23 protein-coding genes are annotated in these 20,785 nt (G+C 71.1%); 8 read left to right on the top strand and 15 right to left on the bottom strand.

The window, feature by feature from the left end; all coding sequences use genetic code 11:
- Positions 1–37 precede the first annotated feature (37 nt).
- From HS045_RS01395 to HS045_RS01455, 13 genes are all read right to left on the bottom strand, one after another.
- Positions 38–361, bottom strand: coding sequence for a DUF2469 domain-containing protein (locus tag HS045_RS01395; protein ID WP_068895098.1), 324 nt, complete (start codon positions 359–361; stop codon positions 38–40).
- Positions 362–481: 120 nt separating this feature from the next.
- Positions 482–1,156: a signal peptidase I gene (lepB, locus tag HS045_RS01400; protein ID WP_196449357.1), complete on the bottom strand. Its 675-nt coding sequence runs from the start codon at positions 1,154–1,156 to the stop codon at positions 482–484.
- Between the two features lie 8 nt (positions 1,157–1,164).
- Positions 1,165–2,034, bottom strand: a complete 870-nt coding sequence (lepB, locus tag HS045_RS01405; protein WP_196449358.1) for a signal peptidase I — start codon at positions 2,032–2,034, stop codon at positions 1,165–1,167.
- A gap of 274 nt (positions 2,035–2,308) precedes the next feature.
- Positions 2,309–2,662 carry a 50S ribosomal protein L19 gene (rplS, locus tag HS045_RS01410; RefSeq protein ID WP_068895094.1) on the bottom strand — a complete coding sequence of 118 codons (354 nt, stop codon included), beginning with the start codon at positions 2,660–2,662 and terminating at the stop codon, positions 2,309–2,311.
- A gap of 159 nt (positions 2,663–2,821) precedes the next feature.
- A complete protein-coding gene (gene trmD / locus HS045_RS01415) occupies positions 2,822–3,610 on the bottom strand; it encodes a tRNA (guanosine(37)-N1)-methyltransferase TrmD (protein ID WP_196449359.1) in 789 nt (262 codons plus the stop codon).
- A gap of 2 nt (positions 3,611–3,612) precedes the next feature.
- On the bottom strand, positions 3,613–4,128 hold the full coding sequence (gene rimM, locus HS045_RS01420; protein WP_196449360.1) for a ribosome maturation factor RimM: 516 nt from the start codon (positions 4,126–4,128) through the stop codon (positions 3,613–3,615).
- Positions 4,129–4,223: 95 nt separating this feature from the next.
- Positions 4,224–4,466, bottom strand: a complete 243-nt coding sequence (locus HS045_RS01425; protein WP_068895088.1) for an RNA-binding protein — start codon at positions 4,464–4,466, stop codon at positions 4,224–4,226.
- Position 4,467: 1 nt separating this feature from the next.
- On the bottom strand, positions 4,468–4,932 hold the full coding sequence (rpsP, locus tag HS045_RS01430; protein ID WP_196449361.1) for a 30S ribosomal protein S16: 465 nt from the start codon (positions 4,930–4,932) through the stop codon (positions 4,468–4,470).
- 456 nt (positions 4,933–5,388) lie between these two features.
- The gene (ffh, locus tag HS045_RS01435) at positions 5,389–6,936 is read right to left on the bottom strand and encodes a signal recognition particle protein (RefSeq protein ID WP_196449362.1); all 1,548 of its coding nucleotides are present in this window, start codon (positions 6,934–6,936) and stop codon (positions 5,389–5,391) included.
- 139 nt (positions 6,937–7,075) lie between these two features.
- A complete protein-coding gene (locus HS045_RS01440; RefSeq protein ID WP_196449363.1) occupies positions 7,076–7,669 on the bottom strand; it encodes an ATP/GTP-binding protein in 594 nt (197 codons plus the stop codon).
- The gene (locus HS045_RS01445) at positions 7,650–8,132 is read right to left on the bottom strand and encodes a DUF742 domain-containing protein (RefSeq protein ID WP_230883386.1); all 483 of its coding nucleotides are present in this window, start codon (positions 8,130–8,132) and stop codon (positions 7,650–7,652) included. Before HS045_RS01445 ends, HS045_RS01440 begins: the two co-directional genes overlap by 20 nt.
- A 198-nt stretch (positions 8,133–8,330) precedes the next feature.
- Positions 8,331–8,744 carry a roadblock/LC7 domain-containing protein gene (locus tag HS045_RS01450; protein WP_196450989.1) on the bottom strand — a complete coding sequence of 138 codons (414 nt, stop codon included), beginning with the start codon at positions 8,742–8,744 and terminating at the stop codon, positions 8,331–8,333.
- A 43-nt stretch (positions 8,745–8,787) separates the two neighbouring features.
- Positions 8,788–11,805: a nitrate- and nitrite sensing domain-containing protein gene (locus HS045_RS01455; RefSeq protein WP_196449365.1), complete on the bottom strand. Its 3,018-nt coding sequence runs from the start codon at positions 11,803–11,805 to the stop codon at positions 8,788–8,790.
- Between the two features lie 555 nt (positions 11,806–12,360).
- Between HS045_RS01455 and HS045_RS01460 the strand changes: the two genes are divergently transcribed.
- The 8 genes from HS045_RS01460 to HS045_RS01495 all read left to right on the top strand — a co-directional run bounded on the left by HS045_RS01460 (position 12,361) and on the right by HS045_RS01495 (position 19,705).
- The gene (locus tag HS045_RS01460; RefSeq protein ID WP_196449366.1) at positions 12,361–13,350 is read left to right on the top strand and encodes an ABC transporter substrate-binding protein; all 990 of its coding nucleotides are present in this window, start codon (positions 12,361–12,363) and stop codon (positions 13,348–13,350) included.
- A complete protein-coding gene (locus HS045_RS01465; protein WP_196449367.1) occupies positions 13,350–14,141 on the top strand; it encodes an ABC transporter permease in 792 nt (263 codons plus the stop codon). The genes HS045_RS01460 and HS045_RS01465 overlap by 1 nt, the downstream gene beginning before the upstream one ends.
- On the top strand, positions 14,141–14,929 hold the full coding sequence (locus HS045_RS01470; protein WP_196449368.1) for an ABC transporter permease: 789 nt from the start codon (positions 14,141–14,143) through the stop codon (positions 14,927–14,929). The genes HS045_RS01465 and HS045_RS01470 overlap by 1 nt, the downstream gene beginning before the upstream one ends.
- Positions 14,930–14,938: 9 nt before the next feature.
- Positions 14,939–15,721 (top strand): ABC transporter ATP-binding protein, encoded by a 783-nt coding sequence (locus tag HS045_RS01475; RefSeq protein ID WP_196449369.1) that lies wholly within the window; start codon positions 14,939–14,941, stop codon positions 15,719–15,721.
- Between the two features lie 49 nt (positions 15,722–15,770).
- The gene (locus HS045_RS01480; protein WP_196449370.1) at positions 15,771–16,775 is read left to right on the top strand and encodes a methyltransferase; all 1,005 of its coding nucleotides are present in this window, start codon (positions 15,771–15,773) and stop codon (positions 16,773–16,775) included.
- Positions 16,776–17,139: 364 nt separating this feature from the next.
- Entirely contained in the window at positions 17,140–18,126 is a 987-nt protein-coding gene (locus HS045_RS01485) for an ABC transporter substrate-binding protein (protein ID WP_196449371.1), read from the top strand.
- On the top strand, positions 18,123–18,890 hold the full coding sequence (locus HS045_RS01490) for an ABC transporter permease (protein WP_196449372.1): 768 nt from the start codon (positions 18,123–18,125) through the stop codon (positions 18,888–18,890). Before HS045_RS01485 ends, HS045_RS01490 begins: the two co-directional genes overlap by 4 nt.
- Entirely contained in the window at positions 18,887–19,705 is an 819-nt protein-coding gene (locus HS045_RS01495) for an ABC transporter permease (RefSeq protein WP_196449373.1), read from the top strand. The genes HS045_RS01490 and HS045_RS01495 overlap by 4 nt, the downstream gene beginning before the upstream one ends.
- Positions 19,706–19,858: 153 nt before the next feature.
- Here the strand turns inward: HS045_RS01495 and HS045_RS01500 are convergent, their stop codons facing one another.
- Together HS045_RS01500 and HS045_RS01505 are read right to left on the bottom strand one after the other, a co-directional pair.
- Positions 19,859–20,398 carry an ATP/GTP-binding protein gene (locus HS045_RS01500; RefSeq protein ID WP_196449374.1) on the bottom strand — a complete coding sequence of 180 codons (540 nt, stop codon included), beginning with the start codon at positions 20,396–20,398 and terminating at the stop codon, positions 19,859–19,861.
- Positions 20,399–20,405: 7 nt separating this feature from the next.
- Entirely contained in the window at positions 20,406–20,774 is a 369-nt protein-coding gene (locus HS045_RS01505; RefSeq protein ID WP_196449375.1) for a DUF742 domain-containing protein, read from the bottom strand.
- Positions 20,775–20,785: the final 11 nt, after the last annotated feature.

Consider the following 20,785-nt stretch of genomic DNA (forward strand, 5'->3'; position numbering starts at 1 on the left):
CACCGGGCCGGGGAGGGGAACGCCTGTGGAGGAGTCGTCAGCCGGAGAAGCCCTCCTTCGGCATCTCCAGATCGGACTTGGCCAGCTCCTCGACGTTGACGTCCTTGAAGGTGACCACGCGGACGTTCTTGACGAACCTGGCCGGCCGGTACATGTCCCAGACCCAGGCGTCCTGCATCTTCACGTCGAAGAACACGTCGCCGTTCTCGGCCGTGCGGACGTCCAGGTCGACGGAGTTGGTGAGGTAGAAGCGCCGCTCGGTCTCCACGACGTAGGTGAACAGGCCGACCACGTCGCGGTACTCACGGTAAAGCTGCAGCTCCATCTCGGTCTCATACTTCTCGAGATCCTCTGCGCTCATACCGGTCCTCCTGTCACACGCCTTTCCGGCCCGCCCGATCAGGCGGCGCCGGCCCCCACTTCATTCTCGCCCATCGGCCCCGTCCGGCCAGACCTCACCGCCCTCTCCGGCGGAAACGGGCTATCCGCCTTCGGTGAACGTCCGGGCGAACGTCTCCGGCGTCGAGAGGATCGCCGCCCGTGAGAACGGCCAGTAGATCGCGAAGGCCCGGCCGACCACGTCGTCCTCCGAGATCGTGCCGTCACCCGTCTGCTCCTCCCAGCTCCGGGCGTCGCGGGACTGCGAACGGTGGTCGCCCATCACCCACAGGCGCCCCTTCGGGATCACCTTCTCGAACGCGTCCCCCGAGGGGAGGTCGTCGGGATGGAGGTAGGCCTTCTCCTCGATCGGCACGCCGTTCACGGTGATCCGCTTCCGGGCGTCGCAGCACTTGACGGTGTCGCCGCCGACCGCGATGACCCGCTTGATGGTGTCCTCGCCGTCCCAGCCCTTGAAGACCACCACGTCGCCGCGCTCGGTCGCGCCGTGCAGCTTGTTGACCACCACCCGGTCGCCCTCGACCAGGGTGTTCTCCATCGACTCCGAGGGGATCCAGAAGGACTGGAAGACGAAGGCCTGGAGCAGCAGCGCCACCACGACGCCGGAGGTCAGCAGCACCAGCGTCTCCCGCAGGCTGCTCTTGCGGGAGGACCGGCTCCGGCCGCCGCCGGACCTCTCGTCCCGCCCGTCGCCGGCCCCGGGTCCGCCCTCGTCCTCGGGCACCTCGTTCTGCTTGTCGTCGGGTTCGACTGTCATGGGTACGGCTACCGCCTCGCGCGTCGGCGACGACGCCACAGCACCAGCGGCACGGCCCCCGCGAATCCGGCGAGGAGCGGGGTCGCCCCTCCGACGGCCGCGGCGGCGTTCAACGCCGGCTGACTGAACGTGTCGGGGATGGGGAGAGTCGTGGCCCGGGAGAAGGGCCAGACGATGACGAACGCCCGGCCGATCACCTGGTCGATCGGGATCGTCCCGCCGCCGGGGTCGCCCTTGTGCGCCCGGGAGTCGAGGGAGACCGCCCGGTGGTCGCCCATGACCCACAACCGGCCCTGCGGAACCTTGATCTCGAAGGGCTCCTTCGAGGGCTGGTCGTTCGGGTAGAGGTACTCGCTCTCGTCGATGGCCACCCCGTTGACCGTGACGCGGTCCCGCCCGTCGCAGCACTTCACGACGTCCCCGGGGACGCCGATGACCCGCTTGATGTAGTCCTTCTCGCCGGGCACCAGGCCGAAGGCGGTGCCGATCCAGCGGAAGAAGGCCGTGAAGGCGTTGGACGGCTCCTCGATCTGCACCTCGCCGTCCCAGGAGTCCACGCCGGAGAAGACCACCACGTCGCCGCGCTCGATGTCGCGGACGTGGTAGACGAGCTTGTTGACCAGGACCCGGTCGTTCTTCAGGAGGGTGTTCTCCATCGACTCCGACGGGATGTAGAAGGCCTGGACGATGAAGGTCTTGATGATGAGCGCGAGCACCAGCGCGACGACCACCAAGACGGGAAGCTCCTTCCAGAAGGAGCCCTTCTTCTTGTCCTTGCCGCCCTTGGCGGTCTTCTTGGTGTCTTCCGCGACCACGTCCACCTCGTCCTCGACAGACCGGGGCGATTCCCCGCCGCTTGCCTGGCCCTCGTTAGTCATCGCTGACGAGCCTAGATGATGGCGAAGGCGCGATGGTCGAGGCCGCAGGTTAAGGGCTGTCCCTGATTGCATCAGCGTTGACCCGGCTCCCCGCGCTCCCCCCGCCCCCGGCGGTAGGGTCGCCCGCCCTCTCTCCGGCGGCGGATCCCGTCCTTCCCCGCTCCGGCGGGAGGACCCCCTGCCCGGCGGTACGGTCGCCCGCGCGGGCCCTGCGCCCGCACATGCGACCGGCCCGCCCCCGAGGGGGCGGGCCGGGACGGCGGTCCGGATGCGACTAGCGGGCTTCGCGCTTCTCGCGGATGCGGGCGGCCTTGCCGCGCAGGTCACGCATGTAGTAGAGCTTGGCGCGACGCACGTCACCGCGCGTCACGACGTTGATCTTCTCGATGACCGGGCTGTGCACCGGGAAGGTCCGCTCGACGCCGACGCTGTAGCTGATCTTGCGGACGGTGAAGGTCTCACGGGCGCCACCGCCCTGCCGGCGCAGCACGAAGCCCTTGAAGATCTGGACACGGGAGCGGTTGCCCTCGATGACCCGGACGTGGACCTCGAGCGTGTCGCCGGGCCGGAAGTCCGGGACGTCGCTGCGGAGCGTGGCCTTCTCGAGCTCGGTGATCAGCGTGTGCATGACAGTGGTACCTCATTTACGCGAGCACGCGGAGGTCCATCCGGCCGCGGCGGGGCGGCGTCGTGATGGACGCACATGCTGGACTGATGTGTCGGTCGTGAAGCCGGGAACTGCGGCCCGGCGGCGCGCGCCGGCCAGTAGGCAGTCGGCGGCAACGATTCAGTGTGCCATATTCTCGCGGTCCACCGGAAATCCGAGCTCCTCCAGGAGCCTCCGGTCATGCTTGTCCGTGCTCCCCGGATCGAGCGCGGCCAGCAGCTCGGGCCGGTTCGCGGCGGTACGGCGCAGCGCCTCGTCCCGCCGCCACCGGGCGATCCTCCCGTGGTGGCCGGAGAGCAGGACCTCGGGGATCCCCCGCCCCCGCCACTCGGGCGGCTTGGTGTAGACCGGCCCCTCCAGCAGGTTCTCCATGGACCCGGGCGCGAACGAGTCGTCCACCGCGGAGCGGGCGTTGCCCAGCACGCCGGGGAGCAGCCTTCCGACGGCCTCGACCATCACCAGCACCGCGGCCTCGCCTCCGGCGAGCACGTAGTCGCCGATGCTGACCTCGTCCACCCGCAGGCGGGAGCCGTACTCGGCCATGACCCGCGAGTCGATGCCCTCGTAACGCGCGGGGGTGAACAGCAGCCACGGCTCCGCGGCGTACTCCACGGCGAGCCGCTGGGTGAAGGGCACGCCGCTCGGCGTCGGCACGACGATCCGCGGCCGGGAGCGCGGGTCGTCGGCGAGCACGTCGTCGATGGCCTCGCCCCACGGGCCGGGCTTCATGACCATGCCGGGGCCGCCGCCGTAGGGCGTGTCGTCCACGGTGCGGTGCACGTCGTGCGCCCAGTCGCGGAGCTGGTGCAGGCGGACGTCGAGGATGCCGCGCTCCCTGGCCTTGCCGATGAGGGAGACGTCGAGCGGGGCGAAGTACTCGGGGAAGATCGAGATGATGTCGATGCGCATGGTCAGGCCATCTGGTCGGGGTCCAGCAGTCCGGGCGGCCCGTCCACGAGCAGCGTCCCCGCCTCGAGGTCGATCTCCGGGACCAGGGCCTTGACGAACGGCACATAGACGTCCGCGCCGCCGCGCCGTACGACCAGCAGGTCCTGGCCGTGGTGGAGCACGTCGACGACCTCGCCGGCCCGCTCCCCTGCGGGGGTGACGACGGCCAGGCCGATGAGCTGGTGGTCGTGGAACTCGTCGGGGTCGTCGGAGGGCGGGATGTCCGCCGAGTCGACGACGAGCACGGTGCCGCGGAGCGCCTCGGCCCGGTCGCGGTCGGCCACGCCCTCGAAGCGGACCAGCAGGGTCCCGGAGTGCCAGCGCCGGGAGGCGACGACGAGGGGGCCGGCGGACGCGGGCTCGGTGGCGAGCACCGCGCCGGACGCGAAGCGGCTCTCCGGGTCGTCGGTGCGGACCTCGACGGTCACGTCGCCGCGGAGCCCGTGCGGGCGGCCGATCCGGCCTACGACAAGCTGCACGCCCGTCTCCTGAATGTCGTGTCGAAAGAAAGCAGACGGGCCACCCACACCGGTGGGTGACCCGTCCGCTCGATGGATCTCGTGTCGGCCGGGGCCTAGCGGGCCTCGTCCAGGTCGAGCAGGTCGACCCGGATGTACTTGCCGTCGCCGAGGGCGTTGACGACCGTGCGCAGCGCCTTCGCCGTACGGCCACCGCGGCCGATGACCTTGCCCAGGTCCTCGGGGTGGACCCGGACCTCAAGCACACGTCCGCTGCGGATGCGGCGGGCGTGAACCTGGATGTCGTCGGGATGCTCGACGATGCCCTTCACCAGGTGCTCGAGGGCCTCCTCGAGCACCTCAGGCCTCGCCTTCCGGCTTCTCCTCGGCGGCGGCCGGCTCGACCGGGGCTTCGGCGGCGGCCTCTTCGGCCTTCGGAGCGGCCTTCTTGGCCGACTTCTTCGGCGTGGTGGCGGCGTCCAGGGACAGCGCCTCCTTGGCCGCGGACTCGTAGGCGGCGTGGCGGTCGGCCTTGGGCTCGGCGACCAGGAGCGGGGCCGGAGCGGGCTCGCCCTTGAACTTCTGCCAGTCACCGGTGAGCTTGAGGAGCTTCAGCACCGGCCCGGTCGGCTGCGCGCCGACACCCAGCCAGTAGGCCGCCCGCTCGGCGTCGATCTCGATGCGCGAGGGGTTCTCCTTCGGGTGGTACAGGCCGATCTCCTCGATCGCCCGGCCGTCACGCTTGGTGCGGCTGTCGGCGACGACGACGCGGTACTGCGGGTTGCGGATCATGCCGAGCCGCTTGAGCTTGATCTTGACTGCCACTGGTGTGGTCTCTCCTGCATTAGAGCGTGGGTCAGCGGCGTCTCGTCGAGTGGGGCGCGATGAGCCGGCCGCTGCAGGGACAGGCGCGACCGGCGGGGGTTAGAGGGCGCCCGCATGGTCACGATGTTCCAACATGCAATTGTGCCAGACGTCTGGGGGTGCCCGGCCAACCGATCCCCGTCCTCCGTGTCCGGAAAGGGGAAAATCCCCGTGCGGGGGACACCGCGGACCCGCCCGGACGCCGTCCGAGACCGTCCTGACGGCGTCCGGGCACCGTCCGAGGCCGTCCGGGCACCGTCCGAGGCCGTCCGGGCACCGCCCGATCGCCGGCCGGGCGTCACTTGGGCCGGACGCCCAGGAGTTCCAGCGCCACGACGGCGATGAAACCCACCATGATGACCAGCCAGATCAGGCGGGCGCGCCCGTGGAACCTCTCGTCGCCGTCGTCGTCGCCCATCACTGCCCCGGAAGCTTGAACCTGGAGGGGTCGAAGCCCGGCGGAAGCTCCAGGCCGGGAGGGAGCTGGCCGGCGCCCAGGTTGCCGAGGGCCCCGCCCGTGTCAGGGGTCTTGGCGCCCGTGCCGGACGCGCCCTTGCCGAGCGCGGCCTTGCGCGGGTCGCCGCTGACGCGGCGGCCCTTGGCGGCCTTCTTCTGCGCCGCCTTGGCGGCCTTGCGCCCGCCGGGCATCCCGGGGATGCCCATGCCGCCGGCCATCCGCTTCATCATCTTCTGGGCCTCGAAGAACCGCACGACCAGGTTGTTCACCTCGGTCACCGTGACGCCGGACCCCTTGGCGATGCGCTCGCGGCGCGACCCCTTGATGATCTTCGGGTCCTGCCGCTCGCCCGGGGTCATCGAGCGGATGATCGCGGCGATGCGGTCCAGGTCGCGGTCGTCGACCTGGTTGATCTGGTCGCGCATCTGCCCCATGCCGGGCATCATGCCGAGGAGGTTCTTGATGGGCCCCATCTTGCGGACCATCATCATCTGCTCGAGGAAGTCCTCCAGCGTGAAGCCCTCGCCCGAGGTGAGCTTGCCCGCCATCTTGGCGGCCTGCTCCTCGTCGAAGGTCTTCTGCGCCTGCTCGATCAGGGTGAGGATGTCGCCCATGTCGAGGATGCGGGAGGCCATCCGGTCCGGGTGGAAGGCGTCGAAGTCCTCGAGCTTCTCACCGGTGGACGCGAACATGATCGGCTTGCCGGTGATGTGCCGGACCGACAGGGCGGCACCGCCGCGCGCGTCGCCGTCGAGCTTGGTGAGCACCACGCCGTCGAAGCCGACGCCGTCCATGAACGCCTGCGCCGTGGAGACGGCGTCCTGGCCGATCATGGCGTCGACGACGAACAGGACCTCGTCGGGCGTGACCGCGTCGCGGATGTCGGCGGCCTGCTTCATCAGCTCCTGGTCGATGCCCAGGCGGCCGGCGGTGTCGATGATGACGACGTCGTGCTGCTGCCGGCGGGCGTGGTCGATCGACCGGCGGGCCACGGCGATCGGGTCGCCGACCCCGTTGCCCGGCTCGGGGGCGTAGACCGCCACGCCCGCCCGCTCGGCCACGACCGACAGCTGCTGGACCGCGTTGGGCCGCTGCAGGTCGGCGGCGACCAGCAGCGGGGTGTGGTCCTGCTCCCGCAGCCAGCGGGCGAGCTTGCCCGCCAGCGTGGTCTTACCGGCTCCCTGGAGGCCGGCGAGCATGATGACGGTCGGCGGGTTCTTCGCGTAGCGGAGCCGCCGGGTCTCGCCGCCGAGGATCTCGATCAGCTCGTCATTGACGATCTTGACGACCTGCTGGGCCGGGTTCAGCGCCTGGGAGACCTCGGCTCCGCGGGCGCGTTCCTTGACCTGGGCGACGAACGTCTTGACCACGGGCAGCGCGACGTCGGCCTCGAGCAGCGCGATGCGGATCTCGCGGCACGTCGCGTCGATGTCGGCGTCGGAGAGCCGACCCTTGGATCGGAGGGAGGAGAAGACCGATGTGAGCCGGTCGGAAAGCGTCTCGAACACGTGTTGGCCAGCCTCTGCGCTACAGGTCTGCGACTCGACCTCCCAGCCTATCCGCTGACGGCCGCGCCCGGCGCCCCGGTGAGGCGCCGCCGGGCCGGGCGGCGGGGGCGGGGGCCGATGGGGGCGGGGCCCCGCCTCCCTAGCGGCCCCAGCCCGGAACGGCCATCCGCATCGTCAGCGCGTGCTCGACCAGCGTGATGAGCGTGCTCTTCACCGCGTCGCGGGAGCGCGCGTCGGTCCGCGAGATCGGGATGTCCGGGGCGAGCGTCAGCGCCTCCCGCACCTCCTCCTCGCCGTGCGCGTGGGCGCCGTCCCAGCCGTTGAGCGCGACCACGAAGGGGAGCCTGGCCTCCTCGAAGTAGTCGATCGCCGGGAAGCTGTCGGCCAGGCGGCGGGTGTCGACCAGCACGACCGCGCCGATGGCGCCGCGGACCAGGTCGTCCCACATGAACCAGAACCGGTGCTGTCCGGGCGTGCCGAACAGGTACAGGATCAGGTCGCGGTCCAGGGAGACCCGGCCGAAGTCCATGGCGACCGTGGTCGTGGTCTTGTTGGGGGTGAGGCCGACGTCGTCGATGCCGGCGCTGGCGTCGGTCATCACCGCCTCCGTGGTCAGCGGGAGGATCTCCGACACCGCACCCACGAACGTGGTCTTTCCCACGCCGAAGCCACCGGCGACGACGATCTTCGTCGAGGTGAGGCCACCACCCCGGCTAGAGCCTGCGAAGTCCACTGAGCACCCTTTCCAGCAGGTTGAGATCCGGCTTGCCCGCGTTCAGCTGCGGCTGATGCAACTGGACCAGCCCCTCTGCCGCCATGTCCGCGACGAGGATCCGGGTGACGCCGAGGGGGATGCGGAGCATCGCGGAGATCTCAGCGACCGAACGCACTTGCCGGCACAGGGCGCTGATCGCCTGATACTCCGGAGTGCGGGTGGATAGATCATGGTGAATCGAGGTCGCCGAGGAGACCAGGGCCTCCATGGCGAGCTGGGTCCGGGGGGCGGTGCGCCCCCCGGTCACGGCGTAGGGGCGGACCAGGGAGCTCTGCTCCGCCGGCGCCGGCTGCAGGTGGTGCGGCGGGCCGCCCTGCGCTCCGGGACGGCCCGGGCCCCCCGGCGGCTGCCCGTGCTGCGGGTACATGCCCGGCTGCCCGGGATAGCCGGGACCGCCCGGCTGCATGCGGGCGTCGTCCATCGATCGGTGGGGCGGCCCGCCTAACGGGTCGCCCTCACCTGGCCATCCGTGGCCTGCCACGGCGTCCTCCTGGGGCGGTGTCCGCCGCGGCGCCGACGCGCCGCGGCCCGGATGCTGACCGATCTCTTCCCTCGTCTCTCACGCGCGGGCTCCTCCGGCTCCGAAAGGGAAGTGCCCCGGTGCGTCCCTTCCGGGTCGTCACCGGGGGTGGGCGGCCTGGAGTTCGGCGCGGACGGCCGGTGTCAGCACCTGCCCGGCCCGCTCGACGAGCAGGGTCATCTGGTAGGCCACCAGGCCCATGTCGCAGTCGGGCGAGGCGAGCACCGCGAGGCAGGAGCCGTCGCTGATCGACATGATGAGCAGCAGCCCCCGCTGCATCTCCACCACGGTCTGGGTGACCGCGCCGCCCTCGAAGACCCGGGAGGCGCCCTGGGTCAGGCTGAGCAGCCCGGCCGCGACCGCGGCCAGCTGGTCGGCCCGATCGCGGGGGAAGCCGTCCGAGTACGCCAGCGGCAGGCCGTCCGTCGAGACCACGACCGTGTGCGCAACGCCGGGGACGTTGTTCACGAAGTCGGTGATCAGCCAGTTGACCCCCCGAGCGGCCTGGCTCAGTTCGCGCACCGGTCGTCCTCCTCGGTCATCGTCATGGGCTCGCTCACCGCTCCTCCCTGCTTCCTTCACCGTCCCGGCCGAAGCCGGGATACGCCTGCTCCTCGGAGGCCTCTCCGCGCGCGGCCGCCCGGCCCTGCCGTACTCCCTTCTGGAAGCTCGCCAGCCGGTTGCGCACCGCCTCCGGGGAGACGGCCGGCCGCGGGGCCGGCGCCGGTGGAGCACCGGCCGCGTCCGGGGCGACCGCGCCGGGCACGAGGTTGGCCTTGGGCACCCGCTTGGGCAGACCCGCGCCGGTGACCCCGCCGAGCGCCGGCTCGCTGGCCGCCCGGGCCGCCTGCCAGCCGGCGTCCGCCGGCGAGGACCAGGCCGACCCGGCCTCCGGTGCGGGGGCCGCGGAGGACACCGGGGACGGGAGCGCGGCCGTCTCCCGCAGGTCCGCGCCCGGGCCGGACGGGGAGTCCGCCCGGGGAGCGGCCGGTTCGGCCTTCCTGAACCAGTCGGACTCCACCGCCGCGAAGATCGGCAGGAACTCCTCCCGCCCCTCCTCCAGCGCGGAGGGCTCCCGCACCATCGGCAGGGGACCCGTCCTGTCCGCCTCGGTGTCGAACGTGCGGGGCGCCTGCGCTCCCTGCCGCGTCTCGCGGTGCGGGTCCGGCCACACGCCGGTGTCCCCGCGCGGGGGCGCGCTCGGCCAGGATCCCGGGTCCTCCTGGGAGGTCCCCGGCCAGGCCGGGCCGGCGCCCGGCGCCGGGACGTGCCCGGGCCACGGCGTGTCGACCGGCGCCCGGCCGAGGTGGCTCTCCGCCGTGGAGGAGCGGCCGTCCCCGCCGAAGGAGGAGAAGGACCGCCCCGCGTCGAACGAGGACTGCCCCGTCTCGAACGGCGAGCGCCCCTCCCCTCCGAACGAGGACTGCGAGGCGTCGAAGGAGCCGAAGGACTGCTGGGCCGCCTCGAAGGAGGCGAACGCGGGCCGGGTCGAGTCCAGTGAGACCGGGCTGGCCATCACCGGGGGCCGCTCCGCCGAGGGCGCCTGCGCGCCCCAGCCGCCGCCGTGCATCGCGGGCGGCGCTCCCGGCGTCTGCCCGGTGGGGGCGAGCAGGCTCTCCGGGAGGAGCACCATCGCCGTCAGGCCGCCGCTGTCCTGCTGGCGGAGCTGTACCCGGATGCCGTGGCGCAGGGCCAGGCGGCCGACCACGAACAGGCCCATCCGGCGGGAGACGGAGACGTCCACCACGGGCGGGTTGGCCAGCCGCCAGTTCGCCTGCGCGAGCTCCTCGGCGGTCATGCCGATGCCGAGGTCGGTGACGGAGACCATCACGCCGCCGCCGTCGATGCGGTTGCTCGACACGATGACCTTCGTCTCCCTCGGGGAGAAGGAGATCGCGTTCTCGACGAGCTCGGCGACCAGGTGGACGACGTCGTTGACGGACGTGCCCGCCACGGAGACGCCGCCGGACAGGCGCAGGTCCACCCGCTCGTAGTTCTCGACCTCCGACAGCGAGGCGCGGACCACGTCGATCAGCGGGACCGGCTGGCTCCACCGGCGCGCGGGCTCCTGCCCGGCGAGGACCAGGAGGTTCTCGCTGTTGCGGCGCATGCGGGTGGCCAGGTGGTCCAGCCGGAACAGGCTGCCCAGGCGGCCCTCGTCCTGCTCGCCGTGCTCCAGGCTCTCGATGAGCGCCAGCTGGCGTTCGACCAGGGTCTGGCTGCGCCGGGAGAGGTTGACGAACATGGCGTTGACGTTGCTGCGCAGCGTCGCCTCCTCGCCCGCCAGCCGTACGGCCTCGCGGTGGACCTCGTCGAAGGCGCGCGCGACCTCGCCGATCTCGTCGGACGAGACCACGCCGATCGGCTGGACCTCCACGGCGGTGACCTCGCCCCGCTCGCGCATGCCCTGCACGGTCTCCGGCAGGCGCTCTCCCGCGATGGACAGCGCCTCGGTGCGCAGCCGGCGCAGCGGCTTGACCAGGGACCGGGCCATGATCGCGGTGACGATCAGGACCATGAGGAGCAGCAGTCCGGTGAGGCCCGCGGTGATCAGCGCGCCGCGCTGCTCCGCCTCCTGCAGGGCGCGGCTCTGCGCGATGACGGTGTCGGCGATCCGCTTCTCGACCTCGCGCATGCGGTCGACCGTGTCGGAGGCGGCGTCGAACCAGCTCGCCTGGTCGCCGGCCCCGGACCGGGACACGTCGACGCGCACGAGCGGGGCCTGCTCGCTCGCCAGGACCAGGGCGCGCAGCCGCATCGACTCCGCGCGGTCCTTCTTCTGGCTGCTGACGGTGTCGTCGAACAGCTGCCGCTGTGCGACCGACGCCTCGGACCGGAAGGCCGCGAGCTCGCTGTCCCGTCCGGCCCGGGCGGCGACGAAGGCGTCCAGTCCCTCGGAGGTGAACCGCCGCTCGGCGAGGGCCACGGCGAGGATCGCCCGTTCCGCGGAGGCCTTCTCCTTGGCCCGGGCCAGTGCGCCGAACGCGTTCGCGCCGGCGGCCAGCCCCTGGTCGGTGACGCCCTGCACGATCTCGTCGTGCAGGGCCAGCAGGTTGTCCAGCGTCCGGGAGTACATGGCGATCGTCGGCTCGGCGGGGAGCCGGGTCTTCGTCGTGGTCGCGCGCATGCTCTTGAGCTCGTCGATCCGGTTGCGGATCTGCGCGAGCTCGTCCCTGCCGCGGTCGCCGAAGTCGTCGGCCTGCTCGCCGCCGAGGATGAGGTCGATGCGGTCACCGACGTCACCGGCCATCCGGTCGACGTCGGCGTACTGCTCCTCCAGCTTCGCCAGGGCGGCGGCGCCGCGTCCCTGCGCCACGAAGCGGGCGGACAGGTCGCGCTCCTCCTCCAGTTCGTGCGCGAGCCCGCTGATCTCGGCGGTCAGCTCGGCGCCGGTGCGCACGCGCTCGTACTCGGCGGCGCTGCTGAGCGAGGTGACCGTCCGCAGGCCGCCCAGGACGATCGCCGCCACGGTCGGGATGGCGATGAGCGCGATCAGCCGCGACCGCACCCGCCAGTTGCGGAGGGCCAGTCTCCCGCCTCTCCTCGCGGTGCCGCCGATCTCGGTGCCGGGCATCCGGCCGCCCTGCGGCGATTCCCCCGGAGCGGCGGCGCCCGATCTCGGTTCGCGTTCGCTGGGGGTTGACGCTGTCCTCACTGGCCTCCGCTGCCTCTCCTCGGATCGTCTGCTTAGAGGGGGGATCGCGTCACAACGGCTGATACGCATGTGACGCCGACGCATCCATGGGGTAGGGGTTATTGGAGCACAGCCGGATGAGTTCGGCCAACGGCACATAAGTCGCGGATTACCCCTAATCGGTACATGTCATCAGTAATCGGGCAATAACTCTCCGCCTTCCTCGACGGAGTTCGGCGCGACCGGGAATTGCCTCCCGACCCGGCATCCCATTCGCCTTCACTGGACCGCAACAAGCGCCCACAAGACCAAAAAAAGTACATGCATGCCGATTTGCCCATATGGACCGATATTTGTTATTTGGTCCACCCGCTCCGCTACTCTGATCCGCGATCGACATCCCCCTTGATCACCTGCCTCCCGGGACCGCCCCCGCGCCGCCCGCTGTTTCGGCGGGCCCCGCCAGGGCGGATCAATGCAGTGAATGGAGACCTCATGAGGTTCAGACTTGCCGGACGGGCCGCCGCGGCGGGACTCGTCGCCGTCCTGGCGCTCACCGCCTGCGGATCGGACCCCGAGACCACGTCCGCCACGGCGGCCGGCGGATCCGGCGGCCCGGAGAAGTCCAAGATCAGCATCGGCGCCCTGCCCATCCCCGACTCCGCCGCGCTCTACATCGCCAACAAGCGGGGCTTCTTCGCCGAAGAGGGCCTCACCGTGGACATCCAGCCGGTCCAGGGCGGCGCGCAGGCGCAGCAGAGCCTGCTCGGCGGCTCCCTGGACGCGACGCAGACCAACTACGTCTCGACCTTCCTCGCCGTCTCGGCCGGCAACAAGATGAAGATCATCTCCGACCTCTACCAGGCGACGCCGAACTCCTTCAACCTGATGGTCGCCAAGGACTCCCCCATCAAGACCCCGGCCGACCTCAAGGGCAAGAAGGTCGCGGTCAACAGCCTCAAGAACATCGGCACGCTGGCCGTCACCTCGGTGCTGAAGGCGCACGGCCTCACCGCCGAGGACGTGCAGTTCCTGGAGTTCCCCTTCCCCGACATGGCGGGCCAGCTGGAGAAGGGCGTCGTCGACGCGGCCTGGATGACCGAGCCGCACCTGACCGCCGCCGCGACGAGGATCGGCGCCAAGAAGCTGGCCGACACCATGACCGGCCCGACCGCGGACTTCCCCATCGCCGGCGTGATCGTCACCGAGAAGTTCGTCAACGACAACCCCAAGACCGTCGCCGCCTTCCAGCGCGCGCTCGGCAAGGCCCAGCAGATCGCCGCCTCCGACCGCAAGGCCGTCGAGGAGATCCTGCCGACCTACACCAAGATCGACGCGGCCACCGCGGCCGTCATCACCCTGGGCACCTTCCCCACCAGCCTCGACGAGACCCGGCTGCAGCGGGTGGCCGACCTGATGGTGGAGCAGGGCTACCTCAAGAGCCCGATCGATGCCGAGTCCATCCTCCCGGGCACCGACGGCTGATGACCGGGCGCTCCCTGCTCGACAACAGACCGCTCTGCGGCGCCGTCGGCGTCGCAGGGCTGTTCTGCCTCGTGGAGCTCGCCGGGCGGACCGGGTTCATCGACCCGATCGTGTTCCCGCTGGCCTCCACGATCGTCGGCCGCGCGGCGGCGCTCGCCGCGGACGGGGACTTCCTCGCCGACGTCGTCTCGACCCTGGGCGCCTGGGCCGCCGGCCTCCTGCTCACCGTACTGGTCGCCGTCCCCGCCGGATTCGTGCTCGGCACGCTGCCCCGGGTGGAGACGGCCTTCCGGCCGATCCTGGAGTTCCTGCGGCCCATCCCCTCCGTGGCCCTGATCCCGCTGGCCCTGCTGCTGTTCTCCGACCGGTTCGACATGAAGGTCGCGGTGATCGTCTACGCCGCCTCCTGGCCGGTCCTGATCAACACGATGTACGGCCTCAAGGACGTCGACCCGCTGGCCAAGGAGACCCTGCGCGGCTTCGGCTTCGGGCCGCTGGCGGTGCTGTGGCGGGTCTCGCTGCCCAGCACGGCGCCGTTCATCGCCACCGGCGTACGGCTGGCCGCCTCGATCGCGCTCATCCTGGCGATCAGCGCCGAGCTGCTCGCGGGCGGCGCCAGCGGCATCGGCACGTTCATCATCGAGGCGGGGAGCAGCCCCGACGCCCTGGAGTACATCGTCGCCGCCACCATCTGGGCCGGGGTGATCGGGATCGCCTCCAACGCCCTGTTCACCCTGGCGGAGCGGCGGCTCTTCCACTGGCACCTCGCCCGGACGGAGGGCGCCCGGTGATGCGCGTCCTGCGCGGCCTCGGCCGCCTGTGGCTGGTCCCCGTCGTGCTGGCGGCTTGGGAGGCCGCCACCCGCGCCGCCGAGGACAACTTCTTCCCCCCGCCCACCGCGATCGCGGTCCGCATGCACGAGATGTGGCTGTCGGGCCCGCCCGAGCGGCTCTGGCTCACCGACGCGGCGGTGGAGAACATCCCGACGAGCGTGGGCAGGCTCTTCGCCGGCTGGCTGCTCGCCGGCGCGATCGGGATCGCCCTGGGCCTCATGCTGGGGCGCTCGGCGCCGCTGGCCCGGTTCGTGGGCCCGCTCATCGAGTTCGGCAGGGCCATCCCGCCTCCCGCGCTGCTCCCCTTCTTCCTCGCCCTGTTCGCCGCCGGCGCGCAGATGCAGATCGCCACGATCGTGTTCGGCATCATCTGGCCGATCCTGCTCAACACCGGCGACGGAGCCCGCCACGTCGACCCGCAGCACCTGGAGACGTCCCGCGTCTTCGGGTTGTCCCGGAGCCGGCGGCTGCTCCGCGTCATCCTGCCCTCCGCGATGCCCAAGATCTTCGCCGGTCTGCGGCTCAGCCTCTCCCTGGCGCTGATCCTGATGGTCATCTCCGAGCTGATGGGCAGCACCAACGGAATCGGCTTCCAGCTCCTCGACGCCCAGAGGTCGTTCGACCTGCCCGGCGTATGGGGGACCATCGTGGTCCTCGGTGTCCTCGGATACGTGCTCAACTCGGCCTTCCTGGCGGTCGAGCGACGCCTGCTGTCCTGGCACCGGGCCGCCAAGCAGACGATATGAGGACCCGCCGTGCTTGAGATCTCCAACCTGACCCACACCTACGGCAGCGGACCGGGCGCCCACCACGCCCTCGGCGGCGTCGACCTGAAGGTCGCCGAGGGCGAACTGGTGTGCATCGTCGGCCCCTCGGGGTGCGGCAAGTCCACCCTGCTGCGCTCCATCGCGGGGCTCCTGCGGCCCACCGGCGGGAAGGTGGTGCTGGCCGGCACCGCCGTCGACCGGACCCCCGACGACCTGGCCGTGGTCTTCCAGGACTACAGCCGCTCCCTCTTCCCCTGGATGTCGGTGGCCGACAACGTGTCCCTGCCGCTGCGGCGCAAGGACATGGACAAGAGGCAGCGCAGGGGCGCCGCCATGGAGGCCCTGGAGCAGGTGGGGCTGGAGGGCGCCGCCGCCAAGTATCCGTGGCAGCTCTCCGGCGGCATGCAGCAGCGGGTGTCCATCGCCCGCGCGCTGGCCTACCGCCCCTCCCTGCTGCTGATGGACGAGCCCTTCGGCTCGGTCGACGCGCAGACCCGCGAGGACCTGGAGGACCTCACCCTGCGCGTGCGCGCCCACCACAACATGACCATCCTGCTCATCACCCACGACATCGACGAGAGCGTCTACGTGGGCGACCGGGTCGTGGTCCTGTCCAAGGCCCCCGCCCGGGTCGTCGGGGACCTGCGGGTGGAGCTGCCCGGACCGCGCGACCAGATCACCACCCGGGAGCACCCCGACTTCGTGCACCTGCGCGCCGAGGTCGGACGGCTGGTTCGCGGCATGCGGAGCCCGTCCGCCTCCGCCTCCTGAAACCGCTTCCCCGCGCGGCTTCCGCGCTCTTCGAAAGAGAGGACCGTCAATGAACGACCCACAGGCGCCGGTCTGGGACGTGATCGGCGGGGTGTCCCGCTTCGCCGCCCTGGCCACCATGGCCGAGCTGGGCTGCGCCGACCACCTGCGGGAGGGCCCGCTGAGCGCGGGCGAGCTGGCGGCCCGCTGCGGTGCGGACCCGTCCGCCCTCGGCCGGGTGCTCCGCCAGCTCGCCTCGATGGGGTTCGTCTCGGCGACGGCCCCGGGCGTGTACGGGCTGACCGCCGCCGGAGCCGTCCTGCGCAGCGACGTCCCCGACTCGCTGCGGGCCGCCGTCCGGATGGTCGGCGAGCAGGGCTTCTGGTACGCCCTGGGCGCGCTGCCGGAGACCGTGCGCACCGGCGCGTCCGCCTTCGTCGAGCGGCACGGCCCGCTCTACGGCTACCTCAGGGAGAACCCGGCCGCCGGCCGGCTGTTCGACGCGTACATGGTGGCCCGGGCCTGGCCGTTCGCGGAGGCCGTGGCCTCCCGCTACGACTTCTCCGGCGTGCACACCCTCGTCGACGTGGCCGGCGGCAAGGGGCACATCCTCGCCGCCGTCCTGAAGGCGCATTCAAACGTGCGCGGCGTCCTGTTCGACCAGGAGGCCGTGGTCCCGGGCGCCCGGGAGTTCTTCGCCGCGGCCGGTCTTGAAGACCGCTGCGAATGCGTCGCGGGCGACTTCTTCGTCTCCGTGCCCTCCGGTGCGGACGCCTACCTGCTGGGCAGCGTGATCCACAACTGGTCCGACGAGGACGCGGTGCGGATCCTGCGCAACGTCAGGAGCGCGATGGCCGACGACGGCCGGGTGCTGCTGGTGGAGCTGGTCGTGCCGGACGACGACAGGCCGCACATCAGCAAGGACGTGGACATGCGGATGCTCGCCCTGTTCGGCGAGGGGGTGGAGCGCAGCACGTCCGAGTACACCGAGCTGCTGGGCAAGGCCGCCCTCCGGTTCGAGCGGCAGATCGAGCTGCCCGGCGGGGCCTCCGTCATCGAGGCCCTGCCCGGGTGAGGACGGGCCGTCGAGGCCCTCGGGGGTCCGCGGCCCCCGCCCGGACCTCCGCCCTGAAGCCCCGTTCACGCCCGCCCGGCGGACCGCGCGGAGGCGAACGGGGAGATCACGGCTCCGCGGACGCCCTTCCCGCCGCCGGATCTGAATCCGCCGCGAATTACCGGGACGCTCCCCGCGGCGGCGTTCCCATGAAGTGTTCCGAGCATCTCCTCTTATTTTTGACACGTCATTATCCGGATAAAGTAGCCCTCTCGCCTTAACGATCACGTATCCGCTAGGCTGACGCGCCGTCGCGCCGCAGCCTCCTCCGCCCATCCGAATCCGGTGCGGGCGGAGACCGGCCCCTCGATCAAAAGGAGGTTCCATGAGGAACAGACGTGCAATCCGCAATTCCCTCATCGGACTCGCCACCGCCTTGGCTCTCACCGCGTGCAGCGCCTCCGGCACCTCAGCGGAAAAGCCGGACGGATCCAGCGGACTGGAGAAGACCGAACTCACCATCGGCGTCGTTCCGGTCCCCTCCTCCGCTCCGCTTTTCATCGCGCAGGAACGGGGATTCTTCAAAGAAGAAGGGCTGACCATCAAGACGGAGACCATCCAGGCTCCCCAGGCGGTCATGCCGAAGATCCTCAACGGCCAGATCGACGCCTTCCTGACCAGCTACGTCTCCTTGATCTCCATCAGCGACTCCGGTGCGGCCAAGCTGAAGATGCTCGCGGAGTCCCAGCAGGGCGCCCCCGGCGTCAACGGGGTCGTCGTCGTCAAGGACTCCCCGATCAAGGATCCGAAGCAGCTCAAGGGCAAGACCATCGCGGTGAACGTGGTCAAGGCCCTCGGCGAGGTCACCGTCAGCGCCCAGCTGAAGGTCCACGGCATCTCGCCGACCGACGTCAAGTTCGTGCCGGTGCCCTTCGCCGACCAGCTCGCCCAGCTCAAGGCGGGCACCATCGACGCGGCGTGGACCACCGAGCCCTACATCTCCGCCGCGCAGAAGGACCTCGGCGCCAACCTGCTGATCGACACCCTGTCCGGCCCGACGGAGAGCCTGCCGCTCGACGGCTGGGCCGCCACGGACGACTGGATCACCAAGTACCCCAAGACCGCCGCCGCCTTCCAGCGCGCGATCGGCAAGGCGCAGCAGATCGCGGCGTCCGACCGGCAGGCCCTCAACAAGGTCATCCCGACCTTCACGCAGATCCCCGCCGACGTGGCCGCGACCATGGCGATGGGCACCTTCTCCACCTCGTTGAACCCCACGCGGGTCCAGCGCGTGGCCGACCTGCTCTCCGAGTTCTCGATCATCAAGAACAAGGTGGACGCCGCCTCCCTGCTGGCCTCGCCCCCGCAATGAACACCGGTACGGCACTCCGCGGTGCGCTGGGCATCGCGGGGTTCCTCCTCGTCTCCGAGGCTCTGGGCAGGACGGGGGTCATCGACCCCTACGCCGTCCCGCCGGCCTCCTCCGTGCTCGCCGGCGCGTTCGGGCTCCTGACGGACGCGGAGTTCCTCTCCGGGATCGGGAGCACCCTCGCCTCGGCCGCGGCCGGACTGCTGCTGGCCACCGCGGCGGCCGTGCCGTCCGGGCTGCTGCTGGGCACCTTCCCCGGGGCCGAGCGCGCCGTACGGCCGCTGGTGGAGTTCCTGCGCCCCATCCCCTCGGTGGCGCTGCTGCCCCTGGCGCTCTTCGCCCTGGCGGACCAGGGCAAGACCGCGCTGATCGTGTACACCTCCTACTGGTCGATACTGATCAACACGCTGTACGGCCTGCGCGACGTGGACCCCCTCGCCAAGGAGACGCTGCAGAGCTTCGGCTTCGGCCCCTACGCCGTCATCCGCCGGGTCTCCCTGCCGAGCGCCGCGCCCTTCATCGCCACGGGTGTGCGGATCTCCGCCTCGGTCGCCCTCGTCGTCGCGGTGAGCGTGGAACTCGTGGCGGGGGGCGAGGGCATCGGCACGTTCGTCGGCGAAGCGGCGGCGGGCAACCGCAGGGACCTGATGATCGCGGCCACCGCCTGGACGGGAGTCATCGGCCTGCTGGTCAACTCCGCGCTCACCGGGGCGGAGCGGCGGGCCTTCCGCTGGCACCGGGCCCACGCCGGGGAGGGAGCCGCATGACCGCCGTCGGAGCGGGGAACCGGGTGATCGCGGCGGTGACGCCGATCACCCGCCTGTGGATCGTGCCCGTCGCCTTCCTCGGGTGGGAGGCGGCCGCCCGGCTCGCCGGCGCGGTCTACTTCCCGCCGCCCTCCGCGATCCTGGCCCGCCTGCACGAGCTGTGGTTCTCCGGGCCGCCGGGCGGCCTCTTCCTCACCCAGGAGTCGATCGACCACCTGCTGCCCAGCCTGGGCCGCCTCTTCCTGGGCTGGGCCGCGGCCTGCTCGGTCGCCGTCGCCGCCGGGGTCGCGCTCGGCCGCTCCCCCGCGGCCTACGACTGCGTGAACCCGCTGATCCACTTCTTCCGGTCGATCCCGTCGCCGATGCTGATCCCGATCGCCATGACCCTGACCGGGGTGGGCACGCCCCTCCAGCTCGCCGCCATCGTCTTCGGCGTGGTCTGGCCCGTGCTCATCAACACCCTGGACGGCGCCCGCCAGGTGGACCGGATGTACCTGGAGACGTGCGAGGTGTTCGGCGTGTCCCGGACCGTCCGGCTGGTCCGGATCATCCTCCCCGCGATGGCCCCCAAGGTCTTCGCCGGTCTGCGCATCAGCGTGGCGCTGGCCCTGATCATGATGATCATCTCGGAGTACATCGGCAGCACGGAGGGGATCGGCTACCGCATGCTGGTGGCGCAGAGCCAGGTGGACATCCTGTCCATGTGGACCGCCATCGTGCTCCTGGGGATCCTGGGGTTCCTGCTCAACACCGCCTTCCTCCGGGTCGAGCGGCACCTGCTCACCTGGCACAGGAAAGCCCGCCGGACCGGTTGACGCGGCGCGGGCCGGGGCGGTGCTCCGGCGGCGCTCCGGCCGAGGACCCGCGGCGCTCCGCCGGCGCCCGGAGGCCCGGTGCCGGAACGCCGCCCGGCCTCCGGGAACGGATCCGTTCCCGGAGGCCGGGCCGCCCGCCGCTGCCGGGGGTCCTCAGACCCGGAGGGTCAGCACGTGCTCGACCAGGGTGATCAGGGTCGACTTCACCGCCTCGCGGGACCGGGCGTCGGTCCTGACGATCGGGACGTGCGGAGAGATCGTCAGCGCCTCCCGGACCTCCTCCTCGCCGTGGAGGTGGTCGCCGCCGAAGCCGTTCAGGGCGACCACGAACGGCAGACCGGCCTCCTCGAAGTAGTCGATCGCCGGGAAGCTGTCGGCCAGCCTCCGGGTGTCCACCAGGACGATCGCGCCGATCGCGCCCTTGACGAGGTCGTCCCACATGAACCAGAACCGGTGCTGACCCGGGGTACCGAACAGGTACAGGATCAGGTCCCGGTCCAGGGAGACCCGGCCGAAGTCCATGGCCACGGTGGTGGTCCGCTTCGTCGGGATGTGCGAGAGGTCGTCCACCCCCGCACTCGCCTCCGTCATGACCGCTTCCGTGGTCAGCGGCATGATCTCGGAGACCGCGCCGACGAAGGTCGTCTTGCCGACACCGAAGCCGCCGGCGACGACGATCTTCGTCGACGTCATCCCGGCGTCAGAGCCTGCGAAGCCCACTGAGCACCCTTTCAAGCAAGTTGAGATCCGGCTTTCCGGCATTCAGCGACGGCTGGTGGATCTGCACCAGGCCCTCGGCCGACATGTCCGCGATCAACACCCGAGTCACGCCCAGCGGCATACGCAGCAGAGCCGAGATCTCGGCGACCGAACGCACCTGGCGGCACATCGAGATGATCGCCTGACACTCTGTGGAGAGCATGGAGGGATCCACACTCGGAGTGGTCGCCGAGGAGACCAGCGCCTCGAGCGCGAGCTGCGTCCGAGGAGCGGTCCTTCCCCCGGTCACAGCGTACGGACGGATCAGACGATCTCGCCCGCTCTTGGCCTGAGGCGGCGGCTCGTTCATCGGATGCTATC

Source organism: Planomonospora sp. ID82291, from assembly GCF_015711645.1.
In the GTDB taxonomy this organism is placed as follows: Bacteria; Actinomycetota; Actinomycetes; order Streptosporangiales; family Streptosporangiaceae; genus Planomonospora.

What these genes read in the sequence shown, in the direction of transcription:
- lepB (WP_196449357.1), bottom strand. Translation starts at nt 1,156, where the DNA reads ATGACAGTCGAACCCGACGACAAGCAGAACGAGGTGCCCGAGGACGAG.
- HS045_RS01480 (WP_196449370.1), top strand. Translation starts at nt 15,771, where the DNA reads ATGAACGACCCACAGGCGCCGGTCTGGGACGTGATCGGCGGGGTGTCC.
- HS045_RS01465 (WP_196449367.1), top strand. Translation starts at nt 13,350, where the DNA reads ATGACCGGGCGCTCCCTGCTCGACAACAGACCGCTCTGCGGCGCCGTC.
- rplS (WP_068895094.1), bottom strand. Translation starts at nt 2,662, where the DNA reads ATGCACACGCTGATCACCGAGCTCGAGAAGGCCACGCTCCGCAGCGAC.
- HS045_RS01460 (WP_196449366.1), top strand. Translation starts at nt 12,361, where the DNA reads ATGAGGTTCAGACTTGCCGGACGGGCCGCCGCGGCGGGACTCGTCGCC.
- HS045_RS01495 (WP_196449373.1), top strand. Translation starts at nt 18,887, where the DNA reads ATGACCGCCGTCGGAGCGGGGAACCGGGTGATCGCGGCGGTGACGCCG.
- lepB (WP_196449358.1), bottom strand. Translation starts at nt 2,034, where the DNA reads ATGACTAACGAGGGCCAGGCAAGCGGCGGGGAATCGCCCCGGTCTGTC.
- trmD (WP_196449359.1), bottom strand. Translation starts at nt 3,610, where the DNA reads ATGCGCATCGACATCATCTCGATCTTCCCCGAGTACTTCGCCCCGCTC.
- HS045_RS01455 (WP_196449365.1), bottom strand. Translation starts at nt 11,805, where the DNA reads ATGCCCGGCACCGAGATCGGCGGCACCGCGAGGAGAGGCGGGAGACTG.
- HS045_RS01485 (WP_196449371.1), top strand. Translation starts at nt 17,140, where the DNA reads ATGAGGAACAGACGTGCAATCCGCAATTCCCTCATCGGACTCGCCACC.
- HS045_RS01500 (WP_196449374.1), bottom strand. Translation starts at nt 20,398, where the DNA reads ATGACGTCGACGAAGATCGTCGTCGCCGGCGGCTTCGGTGTCGGCAAG.
- HS045_RS01445 (WP_230883386.1), bottom strand. Translation starts at nt 8,132, where the DNA reads ATGGACGACGCCCGCATGCAGCCGGGCGGTCCCGGCTATCCCGGGCAG.
- HS045_RS01395 (WP_068895098.1), bottom strand. Translation starts at nt 361, where the DNA reads ATGAGCGCAGAGGATCTCGAGAAGTATGAGACCGAGATGGAGCTGCAG.
- HS045_RS01490 (WP_196449372.1), top strand. Translation starts at nt 18,123, where the DNA reads ATGAACACCGGTACGGCACTCCGCGGTGCGCTGGGCATCGCGGGGTTC.
- HS045_RS01505 (WP_196449375.1), bottom strand. Translation starts at nt 20,774, where the DNA reads ATGAACGAGCCGCCGCCTCAGGCCAAGAGCGGGCGAGATCGTCTGATC.
- HS045_RS01470 (WP_196449368.1), top strand. Translation starts at nt 14,141, where the DNA reads ATGCGCGTCCTGCGCGGCCTCGGCCGCCTGTGGCTGGTCCCCGTCGTG.